Source organism: Chryseobacterium artocarpi, assembly GCF_001684975.1.
Lineage (GTDB): Bacteria > Bacteroidota > Bacteroidia > Flavobacteriales > Weeksellaceae > Chryseobacterium > Chryseobacterium artocarpi.
In genome coordinates this window covers 33,941-52,162 of sequence record NZ_MAYH01000002.1, presented here as the reverse complement: position 1 = coordinate 52,162, position 18,222 = coordinate 33,941, and the positions used below count along the sequence as shown (strand labels likewise).

21 protein-coding genes are annotated in these 18,222 nt (G+C 34.5%); 14 read left to right on the top strand and 7 right to left on the bottom strand.

Annotated elements, in window-relative coordinates; all coding sequences use genetic code 11:
- Window positions 1-21: 21 nt before the first annotated feature.
- On the bottom strand, window positions 22-711 hold the full coding sequence (locus BBI01_RS03925) for a CPBP family intramembrane glutamic endopeptidase (RefSeq protein ID WP_065393398.1): 690 nt from the start codon (window positions 709-711) through the stop codon (window positions 22-24).
- A 155-nt stretch (window positions 712-866) separates the two neighbouring features.
- On the opposite strand from BBI01_RS03925, the gene BBI01_RS03920 reads away from it, so the two are divergent.
- The 3 genes from BBI01_RS03920 to BBI01_RS03910 are packed head-to-tail and all read left to right on the top strand — an operon-like array spanning window position 867 to window position 5,081.
- Entirely contained in the window at window positions 867-1,640 is a 774-nt protein-coding gene (locus tag BBI01_RS03920) for a DUF4241 domain-containing protein (RefSeq protein ID WP_065393397.1), read from the top strand.
- A gap of 5 nt (window positions 1,641-1,645) precedes the next feature.
- Window positions 1,646-2,341 (top strand): SMUG2 DNA glycosylase family protein, encoded by a 696-nt coding sequence (locus BBI01_RS03915; protein WP_065393396.1) that lies wholly within the window; start codon window positions 1,646-1,648, stop codon window positions 2,339-2,341.
- A 49-nt stretch (window positions 2,342-2,390) separates the two neighbouring features.
- Window positions 2,391-5,081, top strand: a complete 2,691-nt coding sequence (locus BBI01_RS03910; RefSeq protein WP_065393395.1) for a DEAD/DEAH box helicase family protein — start codon at window positions 2,391-2,393, stop codon at window positions 5,079-5,081.
- Window positions 5,082-5,171: 90 nt separating this feature from the next.
- On the opposite strand, the gene BBI01_RS03905 is transcribed toward BBI01_RS03910, so the two are convergent.
- Together BBI01_RS03905 and BBI01_RS03900 are read right to left on the bottom strand one after the other, a co-directional pair.
- Window positions 5,172-5,999 (bottom strand): T9SS type A sorting domain-containing protein, encoded by an 828-nt coding sequence (locus BBI01_RS03905; RefSeq protein WP_065393394.1) that lies wholly within the window; start codon window positions 5,997-5,999, stop codon window positions 5,172-5,174.
- Between the two features lie 194 nt (window positions 6,000-6,193).
- Window positions 6,194-6,742, bottom strand: a complete 549-nt coding sequence (locus BBI01_RS03900; RefSeq protein WP_065393393.1) for a phage tail protein — start codon at window positions 6,740-6,742, stop codon at window positions 6,194-6,196.
- Between the two features lie 315 nt (window positions 6,743-7,057).
- Here BBI01_RS03900 and BBI01_RS03895 point away from each other — a divergent pair, with 315 nt between their 5' ends.
- The 8 genes from BBI01_RS03895 to BBI01_RS03860 all read left to right on the top strand — a co-directional run bounded on the left by BBI01_RS03895 (window position 7,058) and on the right by BBI01_RS03860 (window position 12,515).
- The gene (locus tag BBI01_RS03895) at window positions 7,058-7,822 is read left to right on the top strand and encodes an enoyl-CoA hydratase/isomerase family protein (protein WP_065393392.1); all 765 of its coding nucleotides are present in this window, start codon (window positions 7,058-7,060) and stop codon (window positions 7,820-7,822) included.
- Between the two features lie 153 nt (window positions 7,823-7,975).
- The gene (locus tag BBI01_RS03890; protein ID WP_065393391.1) at window positions 7,976-8,593 is read left to right on the top strand and encodes a hypothetical protein; all 618 of its coding nucleotides are present in this window, start codon (window positions 7,976-7,978) and stop codon (window positions 8,591-8,593) included.
- A gap of 74 nt (window positions 8,594-8,667) precedes the next feature.
- Complete coding sequence (locus BBI01_RS03885; RefSeq protein ID WP_045492574.1) at window positions 8,668-8,958, top strand: winged helix-turn-helix domain-containing protein; 291 nt, start codon at window positions 8,668-8,670, stop codon at window positions 8,956-8,958.
- Between the two features lie 75 nt (window positions 8,959-9,033).
- Window positions 9,034-9,327 (top strand): hypothetical protein, encoded by a 294-nt coding sequence (locus tag BBI01_RS03880; protein ID WP_065393390.1) that lies wholly within the window; start codon window positions 9,034-9,036, stop codon window positions 9,325-9,327.
- A gap of 11 nt (window positions 9,328-9,338) precedes the next feature.
- A complete protein-coding gene (locus tag BBI01_RS03875; RefSeq protein WP_065393389.1) occupies window positions 9,339-9,824 on the top strand; it encodes a Coq4 family protein in 486 nt (161 codons plus the stop codon).
- A gap of 53 nt (window positions 9,825-9,877) precedes the next feature.
- The gene (locus tag BBI01_RS03870; RefSeq protein ID WP_065393388.1) at window positions 9,878-11,248 is read left to right on the top strand and encodes a DUF4153 domain-containing protein; all 1,371 of its coding nucleotides are present in this window, start codon (window positions 9,878-9,880) and stop codon (window positions 11,246-11,248) included.
- A 157-nt stretch (window positions 11,249-11,405) separates the two neighbouring features.
- Window positions 11,406-11,945 (top strand): hypothetical protein, encoded by a 540-nt coding sequence (locus BBI01_RS03865; protein ID WP_065393387.1) that lies wholly within the window; start codon window positions 11,406-11,408, stop codon window positions 11,943-11,945.
- Window positions 11,946-12,002: 57 nt separating this feature from the next.
- Entirely contained in the window at window positions 12,003-12,515 is a 513-nt protein-coding gene (locus BBI01_RS03860; protein ID WP_065393386.1) for a hypothetical protein, read from the top strand.
- A gap of 63 nt (window positions 12,516-12,578) precedes the next feature.
- Here BBI01_RS03860 and BBI01_RS03855 read toward each other — a convergent pair whose 3' ends face one another.
- The 4 genes from BBI01_RS03855 to BBI01_RS03840 all read right to left on the bottom strand — a co-directional run bounded on the left by BBI01_RS03855 (window position 12,579) and on the right by BBI01_RS03840 (window position 15,909).
- The gene (locus tag BBI01_RS03855; RefSeq protein WP_065393385.1) at window positions 12,579-14,222 is read right to left on the bottom strand and encodes a S8/S53 family peptidase; all 1,644 of its coding nucleotides are present in this window, start codon (window positions 14,220-14,222) and stop codon (window positions 12,579-12,581) included.
- A 184-nt stretch (window positions 14,223-14,406) separates the two neighbouring features.
- The gene (locus BBI01_RS03850; RefSeq protein WP_165602218.1) at window positions 14,407-15,000 is read right to left on the bottom strand and encodes a hypothetical protein; all 594 of its coding nucleotides are present in this window, start codon (window positions 14,998-15,000) and stop codon (window positions 14,407-14,409) included.
- Between the two features lie 10 nt (window positions 15,001-15,010).
- A complete protein-coding gene (gene dtd, locus BBI01_RS03845; RefSeq protein ID WP_065393383.1) occupies window positions 15,011-15,460 on the bottom strand; it encodes a D-aminoacyl-tRNA deacylase in 450 nt (149 codons plus the stop codon).
- 5 nt (window positions 15,461-15,465) lie between these two features.
- A complete protein-coding gene (locus tag BBI01_RS03840) occupies window positions 15,466-15,909 on the bottom strand; it encodes a hypothetical protein (protein WP_065393382.1) in 444 nt (147 codons plus the stop codon).
- A 109-nt stretch (window positions 15,910-16,018) separates the two neighbouring features.
- On the opposite strand from BBI01_RS03840, the gene greA reads away from it, so the two are divergent.
- From greA to clpX, 3 genes are all read left to right on the top strand, one after another.
- Window positions 16,019-16,489 (top strand): transcription elongation factor GreA, encoded by a 471-nt coding sequence (gene greA, locus BBI01_RS03835; protein ID WP_045492594.1) that lies wholly within the window; start codon window positions 16,019-16,021, stop codon window positions 16,487-16,489.
- A 58-nt stretch (window positions 16,490-16,547) separates the two neighbouring features.
- Window positions 16,548-16,937, top strand: a complete 390-nt coding sequence (locus BBI01_RS03830; protein ID WP_065393381.1) for an HIT family protein — start codon at window positions 16,548-16,550, stop codon at window positions 16,935-16,937.
- Between the two features lie 68 nt (window positions 16,938-17,005).
- The gene (clpX, locus tag BBI01_RS03825; protein WP_065393380.1) at window positions 17,006-18,193 is read left to right on the top strand and encodes an ATP-dependent Clp protease ATP-binding subunit ClpX; all 1,188 of its coding nucleotides are present in this window, start codon (window positions 17,006-17,008) and stop codon (window positions 18,191-18,193) included.
- The last annotated feature ends 29 nt before the right edge of the window (window positions 18,194-18,222 follow it).

The window sequence follows — 18,222 nt, the reverse complement described above, 5'->3', positions numbered from 1 at the left end:
TTTTATACAGCGACAATCAACCTAATCATTCGAGCGGCAAACCTTAAAGAATCTGAAATATCCATACACTAAAGCAGGCAAAGCAAAAATTTGAAAAAGGAAAACAATCAGTGAGATAATACCTTCAAGATGATGGTCATTGGCTTTCATTAGAAATTGTTTTCCCAAAGGACCATTGGAAAACACAAGAATATTAAATAAATTCCAGCCCAAATGTAATCCTATAGGAAGGTATAACGATTGAGTCTTAGCAAAAGAAATAGCGAGAACGTATCCGAAAATACCTGTCATAAAGAAAATAATGCCCATTTGTACTGGATTACCGAAAGCATTGTAAGAAAACCAATGATAAAAACCAAAACAGATAGCAGAAAGAATGCATGCTTTTTTGTCCCCTAATTTCTGAATGGCAATATAAAGTAAAGCACCCCTGAAAAGCAGTTCTTCAAACACAACAGATTTTAAAACCCACCAAATACCTGCTAAGATTTTTTGAACAGTCATTTCTTTGTTAATGACCCAAGTGTTATCTATAAACGAAGTAGTCATTACGTGGTAAAGACTGCATGCTACAGCAGCTAATAAAAATCCTGTTCCAAGGTTATTGAGTCTACTTGCAAAAACTTTAAATCCAAGAACAGAAAGGTTCTTTTTTTCAATGAATTTTAGTAAAATCCATGAAATAATCAGCTCAATTATAATTCCGATCATAAGGCAAAAATTATTAATTAACGGATGAGATGATCTATTACATTAATGCCTTTTCATTACAACGAAGTTACAGAATAATTGAATTAATAGATCAATGTTTTTGAGAATTACTTCCCGAAGCACTATCTTTAAACCTCAATCATAAAATAAAAACAATGAACGAAAGCTGGATGCAAAAATGGGAGGAGATAAAAGACAAACTAATATCTCCGATAGATATCGAAAGCTATTTTACCTCTGAGGAAATCATGGAGCAGAAGATGGAAACAATGGAAATAGGAAATGTTTCTTTACCATCAGGAAAAGTAATTGTAAGAGACCCTTTGGTATATCTGAATCAAAAGGAACAACCTTTCTTTGTTGAAGTTCCCAAAGGTAATTTTCCGGTCACGATTGCTGTGGCAAAACTGGAAGATTGGGGAGATCGTTATGCCGCTGTAAAGGTAGAATTTACTAAAGAAAAGCCTGTTATTTACAGAGAAGCTTTAATTGGCACTGAAAATATCGACGATACTGATGAAGATGCTTTTTTTGGATTTAATGTAGATGCCGGTTTAGCCTGTATTACCGATCCGGAAGCGGTTCCTTATGTGGATAAGTTTATTGATGAGCTGGAAGTAGAGAATATTTATGATGATTACTTTGCTGAGCTGTTTGCAAAAAGCTATAAAGAGAATCCGAGAAACCAAAGAGATCTGGGAGATTGGATCAATTGGAAGGTGCCGGGTACAGAATATCAGATTCCAATATTTGCAAGTGGAATAGGAGATGGAGTATATCCCGTTTATTTCGCTTATGATGAACATGACAAAATTTGTGGATTATATATTCACTTCATTGATATTGAATTAGAATTTTCAGAGTTCGATGAAGAAGAGGATGACGACGAAGAATCAGGTCCACAGGATAATTTTGTTTTTCTAAAATAAATCCAATGAATAAAACTTTTGCAGATCAGGTCATTACATTCAATGAAAATCTAACTTATACCGGAGCTCTTCCTGAAGGTTTTGATATTTTGAATCCATATCTGGATAATCCGGAAACAATGATCGTTATGCAAAAGTTTTATCATAAATATTATAATGATTCCAACAAAAGAAAATTCATCATTGGAATCAATCCCAGCCGTCATGGAGCGGGAGTTACGGGAGTTCCGTTCACCGATACCAAAAGATTGGAAACGGTTTGTGGTATTAAAATGAAATCCGCCCATACCTATGAAGTCTCTTCCGTATTCATGTATGATATGATTGCAGACTATGGTGGGGCAGATCTTTTTTATAAAGACATTTATATCAATTCACCATTTCCTTTAGCCATTGTCAGAAAAACAAAGAATGGATGGCTGAATGCCAATTACTATGACGATAAAGAACTTTTCGAAGCTGTAAAAAACTTTATGATCGAATCATTAAAGCAGCACCTCAGCCTGAACCTTGACCATTCAGAAGTTTTTATCCTTGGAAAAAAGAATGCAGACTTTATTACAAAACTTAATAAGGAAGCCAATCTATTTGAAAAAATGACTGTTCTGGAGCATCCCAGATATATCCAGCAATACAAATCAAAAGAAAAACAGCTTTATATAGACAAATACATTCTGGCATTGAAAGGAGAAAATCAATAACCATCCTATTTTTCATGATTCAATGACAGTTTTTTATTAAATTGTGATCATGAATGTTTTCCCAAAAGACACAATTTTTAAATACAGTTGGCGTACATATCAGAAAAGATTTCTTGATAATCTTGATACCTATCTTGCAGATAACCATCTGCATGTTTCTGCACCTCCGGGATCAGGAAAAACAGTACTTGGACTGGAAATAATGCTAAGGCTTGGTAAACCTGCTCTTATTGTAGCCCCAACACTGGCAATCAAAAACCAATGGATTCAAAGATTCTGTGAGCTTTTTCTCAATACAGAAACGAGTCCGGACTGGATATCATCAGACATTAAAAACCCGGGAATAATCACTGTGACTACCTATCAGGGAATTCATTCTGCTTCTGAAACACCAGAGGACGAAGAAGATAGTAATACAGTAGGAAAATCTTCAAAAGTTCCCTTTTCAGAAATTATAAAGAAACTACAAAAACAAAAAGTAGGAACACTTATTTTGGATGAGGCACACCATTTGAAAAATGCTTGGTGGAGAAGTCTTATGGAATTGAAGGAAAAAATTGAGCCTACCGTAGTTTCTCTCACCGCTACACCACCTTTTGATGTTTCAGGGAGTGAATGGCAGAAGTATATCAAGCTGAATGGTCCTATAGATGTAGAAATATCCGTTCCTGAGCTGATGCTAGAAGGTGATCTTTGTCCACATCAGGATCTTGTACATTTTACATTGCCTTCAGAGGAAGAACAGAAAAAGATAGAATATTATCATATGCAGGCAATCGGCTTTTTTGAGGAGATCAAAAACGATGAGAATCTTTTGAAAGCTATCGAGCAACACCCTGTTTACAATAATCCACGAGAACATCTGGAATGGATTTATGAAAATATTTCCTCATACACCTCTGGGTTGGTCTATCTTAATTTCAGAGGAAAAGAAATCGCTGAGGTTCACTTCGAAATTATCGATGATCAACAAAAATATGTTCCTGAGTTTGATTTCCTGTGGCTTGAAGAATTACTTGACTTTTACCTACTGATCGATGAAGTTCATTTCAAAGATTTTGAAGAACACCGTACAGATCTTGGAAACAGATTAAAAAGGAATGGTTTTTTAGAAAAGAAAACGTTGAGCTTTTTTAACAGTAAAAATTTAAATCAAATTCTCAATTCAAGTATCGGGAAACTTCAGGGAATAAAAGATATTGCTGATCATGAATTTTCAGTATTGAAAGATAATCTCAGAATGGTGATCCTTACCGATTTCATTAAAAAAGAATATCTCAATAACGGTTCTCAGAATACAATTGATCTTGATAAAATAGGTGCCGTTCCAATTTTTGAAAAATTGAGAAGAGAAAACTCCCAACATAAAAAAATAGGAATTCTTACAGGAAGCCTTGTGATCATTCCGGCAAGTTCAAAAGATATATTTGATGAGCTGTGTACCAGAAAATCATTGTCGGGAATATCAGTTTCACCATTGAGTTATGATCCCGAATATCTTATCATTGGTCTTACTGATCAAATAAAGCACGCCATTGTACACATTATTACAGAAGTTTTCCAAAACGGAGGAATTCAGGTTTTAATAGGGACAAAATCATTATTAGGTGAAGGTTGGGATGCTCCGAAGATGAATACTCTGATCCTTGCAAGTTTTGTGAGTTCTTTCGTTCTTTCCAATCAAATGAGAGGACGAGTGATAAGAACAGATAAAGATGTCCCCAATAAAACGGGAAATATATGGCATCTTGTATGCTTTGATGCCGAGGATACAAACGGAGGACAGGATCTGGGCATTATGAAGCGAAGGTTTAAAACCTTTGTCGGAATTTCTAATAAAGAAAACCCTACCATTGAGAATAATTTTGAAAGGCTTAATATTAATGTCATTGCCCATAAAGATGAAATTTCAGACGTTAATCAGAAATTTTTTCATCTTGCTGAAAATAGGGCAGAACTTAGAGGGAGATGGACAAAGGCTTTAGATCAGGGGAATATTTTAGTAGAAGAAATACAGGTTCCGGCTATCAATATGATGGCTATGGAGGAAATGAAAATGGATTACATCAATAAAATGTCTGGAAATATGGTCAAAGTAATGGCATCTTCCGTGCTATTATTCTGGCAGAATCTTTTATTCGGAATACTCAGGAATATACAGGAAATTGATTCTATGAAAAGCTTTTCAATAATCATTTCCCTTTTTGGAGGAGCAGGTTTTATTGTATACGGAAGAAAATTATACATATCAGCAAGACAATATATGAAATATAAAGATGTCGGAAAACAACTTGGCTCTCTTGCTGAGGTTGTATTGAACGGACTGATCTATGAAAAAGTAATCCGGACACCTTTTGAAAAACTGAGCATCGTAAGTGCTGCCAATACGAATGAAGGAGCAGTCTGTTATCTTAAAGGAGGTACTCAATATGAAAATGCACAATTCATACAGATATTACAAGAACTGGTTTCCCAAGTAGATAACCCGAAATACCTACTGAAGCAAAAGAAGAGTTTTTTCTTCATGAAAAAAGACCTGTATTATCCAATACCGGAAATATTTTCAAAAAATAAAAAAAGCGCAGACTTCTTTAACAAAAGCTGGAATAAGATCATCGGAAAATCTGAACTCGTTTTTACAAGAAGTATTGAGGGACGAAAGATCCTGCTAAAATTAAGATTTGAAGCCTTGCTAAAAAGAAACGGAAGGATAGAACATCTTCATAAATGGACCAGATAAAAAAACAAACCCCTTAATATTTAAGGGGTTTTGTCATTCTTGAATTAGAATTTTTATGGGAACAAGCACTTATATGGATGTCTTGTGTTATTAGTCTTTAATGACTTTAGTGGATTCAGTAGCCGTTTTTATAAAATAGATTCCTTTTGGAAGATCTGCGATATTGATATCATTAGAACCTTTCTGAAGCTGAATTGTTTTCAGAATTTTACCTTCAGCGCTATAAATTTTTGCATCAGAATTTTTATCTGCTTTTATTGAAAGAGGTCCTTTTGTAGGATTTGGATATACATTCAGGCTTTTAGAAGATACTTTTGCCTCTGATGTTCCTAGTACGATATTACTATCCTTCACCCAAGTAAATGAATCCAGCGATATATAGTAAAAATTACCACCAAGAGTTATCTGCAATTGGTCAATGACAATATTCGAATAATTTTGTCCATCCAGATTAGTTAAATCAATAAGTGTAAAACCATTGGTGGTGCTTATTGATGCATTGAAATTATTGGTTTTAGTTCTGGAAAATTTTGTAACTCCGCTCAGTTTTCCGGTTACAGTAAGAGTTCCTGTAACATTTTGGTTCGAGTATTGGTTCGAAACATATACCCAAAATCTATTGACTTTAAAGAGATTTGATGTAGTTCTTATACTAAAAGAGGCTTGTTCAGGTCCTACACTTCCTGTGTTATCGATATATCTGTTGTCAATTGAGTTACTAGGTCCGTTCCACCCAGTACCGATTCTATTGATAATGTCAAAATTAGACACATGGGAAATGATATTGAACGTTACACCATTGTCCGTAAAACTAGTAGATTCGGATGATTCGGTTTCAAATAATTCTGTACTCGTCTGCCCAAATGAAAAAATTGAAATGAGCATGCTACAGATAATAAAAAAAGTAGTGCTTTTCATGATTTCTGTTTTAAAAAATTAGGTTATAATGAATGAATAATTGAAGGTAAAAGTAAAGACACAGAAATTTTACATTTTAAGAACCTGTTTTGCAAAAGAAGAGTCTTGCGTCTTTACCTCTACCAACCCTATCAGATTGTAATAAAGAAAACCTTTATCTGATAGTGAATTTCTGTTATTAGTTTTTTATATTTTTAGCTACGAGAAGGGTAGATACCTTCAACACAGATAATGTAATTCAATCCAAGATAAGGAGGCATATTGTTCACGGGAAGATTTTGTCCTGTGTACATTATTGATTTCATATTGATCGTAGTATCAGGATCAGCATCTACAAAATTGGGAACCGGGCTGAAATCTCTTCCGTTAGGAATTCCTGTAATAGCAAAAGAAGAAGTGGCAGTAGGAGTTACACTATTGGCATTCTGATTCTTTATTCTAAGCTGAAAACCTCCCGCAATACTTGGTAAATTAGCAGCTAAAAGCGTATTCTGAGTTGTTCCAGCCATCACTCCCAAAGGATAATATTCGTTTGCATTTACATTTCCGGCACCTAAAGCCATTTTCCCTTTAAGGTTTGGAAGAGCGAAAGTATCAATACCATTTCCTCCGTACGTTGTTCCCAAAATTGAAAACAAAGCACTGTTTTGTGAAATTCTTAATAAGCTTCCGTCACAGAACATCCAGCCTCTTGGTGCAAAATTTCCTGCAAATAATTTGATAATTCCAATGTACTCGTCCATAATAATAGTTTTTTTAAGCTTTAATTTCCTACTCTGTTCCTGGGCTTTTCAGATTCCGCCTTTAATGGTTTATTTTCTTACCCAAAGGAACAACTATTCGGAAGGCAGTACTAGAGTAGAAAATACCAAATTAAGCACTCCGTATTTCTACGTAAAGAGATATTTTTATAGCTTTCATTTAATAACCGGGAATCACTTTTTCTATAAATAATTTCCAGCCCTGATTTTCCGCCTTTTATATCAAAATTTGTGTCTCCTAAGTTTCCTCAAAACCGCTGTAATTAGTATTTTTGTAAGAATCCAATAAAAATAAAAATGAACGAATTCGTAGTATCAGAAATTAAAAATAATATTGCCGAAATTACCTTCGGAACCCCAAAAAGTAATTCCCTTCCGGGAGCTATTTTAGAAAAACTGGCTCAGACTATTTTAGATGAAGGAGCAAAGGATGAGGTAAAAGCGATTTTAGTAAAAAGTGAAGGCGAAAAAGCTTTCTGTGCAGGAGCTAGCTTCGATGAACTTTTAGCCATTGAAGAACTGGAAGCTTCTACAAAATTCTTCGGAGGTTTTGCAAAAGTTCTGAATGCCATGAGAAATTGCGGCAAAATCGTAGTGGTAAGAGTTCAGGGAAAAACAACAGGTGGTGGAGTAGGTATTGCATGTGGAGCAGATTACTGTTTTGCAACAAAAGATTCTGCATTGGCTCTTACTGAGATCAATTTAGGGATCGGACCTTTCGTAATCGGACCTTATGTAGAAAGAAAAATCGGAAAATCACAATTCTCCGCAATGGCTATCGATGCAGACTTCAGATCCGCAGAATGGGCAGAACAGCACAATGTGTATCATTCCGTATCAGAAAATATTCAGGAAATGGATGAAAAACTGGAGAAGTTTTTACAGACTTTAGCGTCAAGAAGCAGTGAAGCATTAGCGTTGATCAAAAAAGTATCATGGGAAGGTACAGATCACTTCAATGAATTGATGCCGGCAAGAATTCATATGAGTGCAAGTCTTATTTTAGAAGATTCAGCAAAAAAGAATATTGAAGCAATTAAAGAAAGATTGAGAGCAAAATAATTTTCAGTCAATTTAAAATATTGAGCCGTTGATCTATTCAACGGCTTTTTTATGAATGATTACGTTCAAACATTTTGACTAATTCATATTTCAGTAAAAAAATATTTTGTTGGTTAATAAAAATTTATAACTTTGTAATTCAAAGTTCTTTTTATGGATTCTAAAAACTATCACGAAGACTTATCTCATATACGTTCCATGATGGAGCGCTCTTCCAGATTTATTTCTTTGAGCGGACTATCCGGTGTGGTGGCAGGCATAGTTGCACTTTTAGGCGCTGGATATGCCTATTTTGCTATGGAAAGTAAAAAAGTAGAATACATTAACGGGGGCAGGCTTAGCTTTACTCCGGCATTGGTTCAGGAATTAGTGATCACTGGATTGGTAGTTCTAGTGGTAGCTGTTTTAAGTGGATATATTTTTACAGCTAATAAAAGTAAAAAGAAAGGATTAAAGATCTGGGATGCGACAACCAAACGTCTTTTAATGACTTTTGCAGTTCCGTTAGCGGCTGGAGGGATCTTCTGTGCTGCTCTTATTTACCATCAATTAATAGTATGGGTTGCTCCTACAACTTTGGTATTCTATGGATTAGGATTAATAAGTGCTGAAAGATACACTTTACCAGATGTAAAATATCTTGGATATTGTGAAGTAATTCTTGGTTTATTTTCTCTTTTCTTTTTAGGCTGGGGATTATTCTTCTGGACAGTAGGCTTCGGTGTTTTGCATATAGTTTATGGGCTTATTATGCATAAAAAATATAAATAAAAACTAAATTTGCAGTCCCTTAGGATGCTATTCGCTATAATCTGCATTTTAATAGCTGCAACCTTTTACCTATTATGATCAAAATCAGTCAACTCAATAAAGAATTTGAAAGCCGTGTAAGATTGGGCATTATGTCCGTTCTTATGGTAAACGATTGGGTTGATTTCTCTGAAATGAAAGGATTGCTGGAAATTACAGACGGAAATCTTGCCAGTCATAGTAACGCTTTGGAGAAAGTAGGATATATAGAAGTGAAAAAAGAATTTGTAGGTAAAAAGCCGAAAACCTCTTACCGAGTCACACAAAGTGGGAGACAGGCATTTACTGATCATCTGGATGCACTTGAAAAATTATTAGGGCGATAGTCCTATATTTTTTTGAAAATTCACTTTGTAATTCAAAGTTCTTTGTTTTGTTTTATTTGAAACTATTATAAAATTATGAAAGATCAGGATATTATTAATATAGGAAAGTCGGTTTTTGGACTTTGCTTTTTACTGGGAAATATGTGTCTGTTTGGATACCTAATCACCAAGGAGGAAGATTTTGCTATAGGAGGATTGTTTTTACTAATTGTTGGATCGGCTCTAAATCTGCTGATCATACTTATTCTTCTTTTATCTGCTGTTTTTATTCCGTCAAGATCTGATGCTTGTCTCAAAGCTATAGGTATACTGATGATTAATATTCCAATAGCCATAATCTATGCTTTAATAGGACTTAACCTTAATTAAAATAATACACAATGAAAAAAATACGCGTTCAGTTTCTGCTTTTTGTGTACGATAAAACTCAAAAGCTCTACAGAAAATATTTTAAAAAGAAAAAAAGACAATGGCAGTTCAATGAAAAGCAACTGTTGGAATTTCAGGAAGATTCATTAGGACGAAAGCTTGGCGAATTCTACCATAAACATGGATTTTCCATGATTCCCAAAATGGAAAATCACGACGTTCATCATCTGATTACAGGTTGTGGAACCAACTTCGAGGACGAAATCGCCATGCAATATCTCTTACTAGGAAATGGAAAACTCAATGCCCATCTTCTTGCTGCTATCGTTTTAGGAACATTTATTCTTCCGGAATATGTGAAAATTTATATCAAAGCGTACAGGAAAGGACAAAATATGAGAACTTTTCATCATTGGGATTTCGAAGAGTTGTTATGGCAGAATTTTGATCATCTGAAAAATTTTGTCCAGCAGAAGGATACAGTTGTTTTATACTAAAAAAAATCATCTGTCTTTTATCGTAGGTCTAACCTTTAAAATTTCTAAACATCATGAAAACACATCATTATATATTACTCACAACCCTCTCATTTGTTATTCTGTTTTACGACCAGGATCTTGGATTAAACTTCGGGATTCTAGGAATTCTGTATGCTTTTCTAACCTTTTTTAAAACTATAGAAAGAAACAAAACGAGAACATTCTACATTCTTACGGCTACAAGTATTCTTTCCAGTATTGCCTTTGCCTGGTATGGAGACTTTCCATCTTTTCTTGCCGTTATAAGTTCACTGCTTTTACTTTCATATAAAGCAAAAAACAGAAAGATGAAGATTCTTTTCCTTATCCCTGTTTTTGTGGTTAATTGCCTTACCTCCTTTTGTCGATTCTTTGATTTTGACAAATGGATGCCTCAAAGAAATGTCTCTGGATTATGGCAGAAGATCATGGCATTTGTATTGATTCCGTTGGTGCTTTTATCCGTTTTTTTCGGTATTTATGCAGCAGGAAGTGATCATTTTGCGTCCCTTTTTACAGATTATGAATTGGATATAAATCTTTGGCAGCTATTCTGTCTTACCGTTTTAGGATTTTTTATTGCCTTTAACTACTGGAATTATGCCGTTGAAAAATTGATCTACAAAACCAATCACGTTTTGGATAATGATTTCAATAAAGATGCCCAAACGCCAAAGTCTACTTACTCATTCCTTGATCTGGACTCCGAAAGAATAAGCGGAGTGGTATCTTTCTTTTGTTTAAATATTTTACTGGTCTTTTTCATTATTACCTACAATTATGAACAGTTCTATGAAGTTTCCAAAACCCCCGTGCAGCTTTCCGAAGAAACCCATGAAAGAGTAAACGCCGTGATCATGTCTATCATTATGGCAATTTTGGTGATTATGTTTTATTTTAAATCTGGGTTCAATTTCGACCCTAAGGCAAAATTATTGAAAGTATTAGCTAAAATCTGGATTTTTCTGAATGCTGTACTGATCATATCTGCTGCAGTAAAAAACTATGAGTATATCATCAATTACGGTTTTACTTACAAAAGACTCGGTGTTTTTGCTTTCCTGCTTTTATCTTTAATCGGGCTTACTCTGACATTTATTAAAATTCAAAAAAGAAAAAGAAACGCATTCCTATTCAATACTATGGTTTGGTATTTTTATGCAACAATCTTAGTTTGCAGTTATATTAATTGGGGCGGTTTTATAACTTCACAAAATATGAAACGTAAAGATTTCGCTGTTAATTATCATTTTACGGCTATTAATTTCAGTGAAAAATGTCTTATGGAATATGCCAAAGAGAAGAATAATCAGAAACTCAAAAATGATCTGATGAACAAGCTCAAAAATGAAAAGTCCAAAAATTTCCTTTCTAAAATCATTTATTATCAAACTGTTAAATAATAAATAAAACAAAAGATAAGACTGAAAACCGGATCATTAATTGTGAATTGGAACAATTTTAGCATTTAAAAAGAACCAATTAACCAGGAGTGAATAAAGAGAAAGATTGGAACATCTAAAAGCTTCCGCCTTGCTCACACCCTTAAATTTAGTTATTATGAAAAAAAGCTTATTGTTAATTCCATTGATTATCATTTCCTGTAAGAAAGAACCTGCAGTCACTGAAACACCGGGAAAAGACTCTGTTGCAGCAACAGAAATGCCGGATTCAGTTTATAAAAGAGATTCTATAGCATTGAAAAAAAGAGACTCAATCATTAACAATGCTCCCGCTACCAAAGAAGTTTTACGTAAAGGGGTAATGAGAAACGAAAAAGAAGGTCAGATCGTAAGAACAGCAGATGCTTCACAGCTTCCGTTTACTTTGGGCGAGGAGTTTACAAAAGATGATCAGGAATTGGTTTTAAAACTGACCAATTTTGAACAATCAAAAATCAAAGCAACGATTGCTACAAAAGAGAAAGATTTTAATATCAGGTTTAATCAGATCAAGCTTCCTAATGGAGATTATGATGGTCCTTTCGGGAGAGATATTACTTATGATGTGAAAGAAAAAGGAGAGGTCTGGCTTATTATTGGAAAAAGTAATATGGCTTCTGGAAACACCAAAGGGCATTTTACCGTAAGTGTAGAATAGATCAATCAATTTTGGTACAATTTCTGCAAACTATATCCAAAATTTAAATTAAATATTATGAAAAATATAGTTCTAACAGCAATGGTTGCCTCAGCCGCACTTGTAAGTTGCGGAACCGTACAGTCGCTGGTTCAGAATACGTTCCCATACACAACGAATGTTTTAGTTTCTACGGGTGTACCTGCTGATAAGGAAGTTTCTTCTACGGCAACGGCAACCAATGTACAGACATGGTTTGGAGGTAACAACAACGCAAAGATTAAAGATGTAAGGATTTCTGAAGCTAAAATTTCCGTGGCAAGTCCTTCAGGAGGAAACTTAAGTGCATTTAAATCCGTGAAAATATATGTTTCTTCTAATGGAACCGGAGAAAGACTGATTGCATCACGTTCCAATATGTCAAACAATTCTTCAAGCCTTAATCTTGATCTGAATGATACAGGATTTCTGGATGAAATTGTAAAAAGTTCAGGTTTAACGGTAAGAACAGTTTATGAACTGAAAAATCAGACGAGTTCAGATATGAACATTAAAGTAGCCCTTAATTTCAGCAGCATTCCTGCGAAATAATTTTATAATAGTTTATGAAGAGAAAACACCTTCCAGCTCGCTGAAAGGTGTTTTTTGTATATATTATAGTTTGGTGAATTTCTCAACAACTCTTCTTTGTCCTTCATTAATGTTAATCATATATTGTCCTGTCGGAAGCTGGGAAATATTAATTTTTTCATCCGAAGAAACTGTGCTTTTGATCACCGATCTTCCTTGCATATTAACGATTTCAATGTCCAGTTTTTTATTCTCTTTACTTTGAATCGCTATAAAACTGCTGGATGGATTTGGATAAATTTTAACTTCCAGTTGAGGTAAAGCGGTAACAGCAGTTTTGGATTTACTTTCCAGTTGTAATATTGCATTTTTTACATTTGGAAGAGGTCCTATTTTCTTATTCGTATCCGTACCACCCTGAGGAATTCCTGTAGAAACTAAAAGACTTCTCATAGCTGATGGGCTTAAGTATTGTCCTGTGGTCTGCTTATAAAAAGATTGGATCAATACCGCAGCTGAAGCTACTGTAGGTGTTGCAGAGCTTGTACCACTGAAATAATTGTAAGTTCTGTTATTATCGTTATCATACTTAGCATACGATCCATATCCTGCGGCAAGAACGCTACTTCCCCATCCCTGTACATCAACTCTGCTTCCGTAGGTACTGAAACTTTGCTTTGAATGGGTAGTATTAGGAGTTCCGGCTCCTACAATAATAGCCCCGCTGTTTCCTCTTGCTCTGTAAGTAGCATAGAAAGGATCATCAAGGTCCTGATTTCCATTTCCTGCCGCAGCAACGATAATGATTCCCGAATCTGTAGCCGCTTTTGTAAGGTCCCAGATCACACTGTCATATTCCGCAGGACAATATTCTCCGTTTTTCCCACCAGTCTGCATTTCATAAAGAATGACATCTCCAGCCTGAGAAGCATTGATGGATCTGCTCACTGCTGAAGCTCTGTTGTAGCCAACTGTAGTCCATTCCATATAGCCTTTTATCTCTGAGGCATTGTAAACGGCACCTGTAAGCCCGATATTATCTTTTACAGAACCTAGAATACTTACCACAGCAGTTCCGTGATCACGATAATTGTTATTAGCTAATCCGGAATTAGGAGAATATCCGGGTTCCAGTTGTATAGAGTTTTGATTGGATAACATTTCATGGGTTTTATAAAAACCATATTCCACATCGCGGATTCTGATATTTTGCCCGGTAATTCCTCTGGACCATGCATATTTTGCATTGATTCCCGGATTGTCATTCAGATAAGTCTGAACACTTTCCAGATCAGGAGTAGCAACGAACATATTAACCAAAGGAGGTTCAACTGGCGTTCCACTCATCACAGATACATATTCTACCTCAGGAAATCTTTCAAGAGTTTGAATCAGCTTTTGAGAAGCATCTGTGCTATGGAAAGGAATATTTGCCTTAAATATTCTTTTCAGTTTTTGAACAGACTCCCCAGAATTTCCGTTCATCCTGCTGCTGGCTGTCATTTCATTAATTTTTTCATCACTGAATTCCAGATCATAAGTAAATGTAATTTCATTTTCTCGGGAGAACTTTTCCAGCTCAGCATTTTTGTTGAAAGCTGCTTTTTCTGAGGTAATACCTTTTGAAAAGCACACATAGATGATTGAGTTTTGATCTGCACGTGATTGTCCAAAAGAAAAGAAGAAACAGAACACAAAAAGTGTTAGAATTCTAAATTTTGTTTTCATATTATTTTTATTAAATGGTTGTGAATAATTTTGTGTTATATCAAAATTAATAATAAAATAAAAACAAATCACGTTTTTGTGAATTTATTTTTTAATAATTGTGTTTCGTTGATGTTTAAAGTATTTACCGTAATTTCATAAAAAAACCTTTCAATAGTTTTGAAAGGTTTTGTAGAATTTAGATTTAATCTTCAAACCAATTTTCTTTTGTTTTATGATAATAAATTTTCTTTTTATTCATGATCTGGTATTCAATACCGATGCTGTCTTTGGTCACATTTACTATTTTTGCACTCTGAATAGGTTGGTCACTTCCAATTATTGGGCTTTCATAAGTAAGTTCTAAAACATTCTCAGCTACTTTATCATAAGATGTTCTTGAAATTTGCTTTTCAAAAATTCCTTCATGCCTGTAGATTGTTATTTGTGGTTTGTATAATGCTCCGGGGCGATTTCTGTCAATTCTATAGGTATCATCAAGTTGAATTCGCTGATAACTTCCAATGGTTGAAAAATAATGTACCAACCCGAAAAACGGAATCATCATGGGTAGAATACTCAAAATAATTCCTGAAATGATCAAAGTAAAGTAGACCTTAATAATTTTCTTTTTCCAGAGTTTTATAATGACAAAAACAGTCATTGCCAGCCACAACCAGCCGATAATTTTATCAGGGTAATATCCGGAAAAGCTGTAATTATTAACACTCATTATAATCTCACACAATAAAATAAGTGAGATAATAAGATATGCGATGGCTATTTTTTTATTAGTCATGTATTTCTAATCAACTTTTGGTAATAGAATCCATAACGATAGTTACAGGACCGTCATTGATTAATGAAACTTTCATATCTGCTCCGAAAATTCCGCTTTCGGTTTTTAAACCGGATTTAGCAATTTCTTCCTTGAAATAATCAAACAACGGAACAGCTTTATCCGGTTTTGCTGCTTTGATGAAAGAAGGACGGTTTCCTTTTTTATAGTCAGCAATCAGGGTAAACTGACTGATGCAAAGGATTTCTCCTGAAATATCTTTAACAGAAAGATTCAGTTTGTCATCTTCATCTCCAAAAATCCTGAGATTTAAGACTTTTTGTACCAGCCAATCCGCATCTGTTTTTTCATCATTTTCATCAATACCTACCAGCAGCATTAACCCTTTACCTATTTCACCTACGATTTTTCCGTCTACTTTTACACTGGCTTCAGAGACTCTCTGTATAACGATTTTCATTGTGATTAATAATTGTAAATTGTAATTGAATTTGTAGCAGAATCTACCTGACAAAAATAACTTTTGAGTGGTAAGGGTGAGATTTCAAGAGGTTCGCCGCTTAATATATTCCATTTTGCATTGTCTTTTGGACAAGTAACTATGGGAAAATCAACTTTTAAGGTTGTATTTGAATCGGGACAAATATGTGGCGCATTACGGTCGTATGCTCTATAGGCATTAACTCCGACCTTTACTACAATAAGTCCTCGTGTTCCAGCTCCGTCCATATTTACATAAGTCCATTGCTTTGTTGCAAGGTCATTATAATTATTGGGGAGTAGTGTAACATTAATAGGAACACTTGGAAAGCAACTTACAGTATCTTCTCTGCTTCCGCATGAGTTTGTAGATAATGTACTGAAAACCAATAAAATGAAAATAGATAATATCGAAAAAGTTTTTTTCATTTCAATTTAAATTTTTATATATTTGTAAAAATTAAACGATTACAACACGAAAACATTGTCCGGCAAATGTCGGATTATTTTTTTATACTAAAACTAAATTTTGAAAATTATGGCAAGCTATGTTACAAAGGAGGGCCTAGAGAAAATGAAAGCTGAGCTGGAACAGTTGGAAACTGTAGAGAGACCAAAAATTACTCAGCAGATCGCAGAAGCAAGAGACAAAGGAGATTTGTCTGAAAATGCAGAATATGATGCGGCTAAAGAGGCTCAGGGGATGCTTGAAATGAGAATTTCTAAGCTGAAAGATGTTATCTCAACTTCTAAAATTATAGACGAAAGCCAATTAGATACTTCAAAAGTTTCTATCCTTACAACGGTGAAACTTAAGAATAATGCGACTAAGCAAGAGCAGGTATTTACATTGGTACCGGATAACGAAAGTGATCTTAAAACAGGAAGAATTTCTGTAAATACACCTATCGCTAAAGGATTATTAGGTAAAGCTAAAGGTGAAACTGCCGAAATTACTTTACCAAACGGAAACAAACTTTCTTTTGAAGTATTAGACATTTCTTTATAGTCTGATACTCCCTTTCTATTTCTAAACGTCTAATATTTAACGACTAACTTCTAATACAATGAGCACTATATTCACAAAAATCATCAACGGTGAAATTCCCTCGTATAAAATTGCTGAAAATGAAAACTTTATTGCTTTCTTAGATGCAATGCCTTTGGTGAAAGGACATACTCTGGTAGTTCCTAAAAAAGAAGTGGATTTGATTTTTGATCTTGAAAGTGAAGAATACAAAAACCTTTGGGGATTTGCCCAAGAGGTAGCCAAGAAGATCAAAACTGCAATTCCATGTGTAAGAGTAGGAGTAGCGGTTGTAGGACTTGAAGTTCCTCATGCCCACATCCATCTGATTCCTTTAAATAAGATGGAGGATATGAACTTCAGAAATGAAAGATTAAAATTAACGAACGAAGAATATACAGAGATTCAAACCTCAATTATCAATTCTTAACAAACAGAAAATCGTAAAAAAGAAATTTTTTACGATTTTCTTTAACATATACATATATATTATATCATATGAATTCAAACCAGTGTTCTTTCTGCGGTAGAAAAAGAAATGAAGTACAGATGCTGATTTCAGGGCAGAACGGTTTTATTTGTGAAAATTGTATAGAACAGGCACACACTATCGTTAAAGATAGTGCTTCCAAATCAGGATATTCACCTGCAGACAATATGGAAGACCTTAAAAAACCGAAAGAGATCAAAGAATTTCTTGATCAGTATGTCATAGGACAGGATCAGGCGAAAAAACAGCTTTCGATAGCTGTATACAACCATTATAAAAGATTGCTTCATGCTCAGGACGAAAACAGAGAAGTAGAGCTTGAGAAATCCAATATTATTATGATAGGGGAAACCGGTACCGGAAAAACCCTTCTTGCTAAAACCATTGCCAGAGAGCTTAATGTTCCTTTCTGTATTGTGGATGCAACCATTTTAACAGAAGCAGGATACGTAGGAGAGGATGTTGAAAGTATTCTTTCAAGGTTGTTGATGGTGGCAGATTACGATGTAGAGAAAGCAGAAAAAGGAATTGTTTTTATTGATGAAATCGATAAAATTGCCAGAAAATCAGATAACCCGAGTATTACGAGAGACGTTTCCGGAGAAGGGGTACAACAGGGATTATTGAAGCTATTAGAAGGAAGTATTGTGAACGTTCCGCCACAAGGAGGAAGAAAACATCCGGATCAGAAATACATTCAGGTAAATACTCAAAATATTCTTTTCATTGCCGGAGGTGCTTTTGACGGAATCAAGGAGATTATCGAGAGAAGAATGAACAAGCAGGCTATTGGTTTCAGCTCTGAGAAAATCAATAAAACAGATGAGGATGAATATGTATTAACAAATATTAATGCAATTGATCTTCGTTCTTTCGGATTAATTCCTGAACTTTTAGGAAGGTTTCCAATCATCACTTATCTTGATAAATTAACAAAAGAAACGTTGGTGAGAATCATGAAAGAACCTAAAAATTCAATCGTGAACCAATTTGTGGAGTTATTCAAGATGGATGGCACGAATTTGGTAATTACAGACGGTGCAATCGAAAAAATAGTAGAAGAAACTATTGAAAAAGGATTAGGTGCAAGAGGTCTTAGAGGAACAACGGAAAAAGTTTTAGAAGACTATATGTTTGCTATCGGAGAGGAGAAAGAGATTGTATTAACGGAAGATAATATTTTGATTAATAGATAAAAATGTTTTTTTTTTAAAGAAAAAAATAA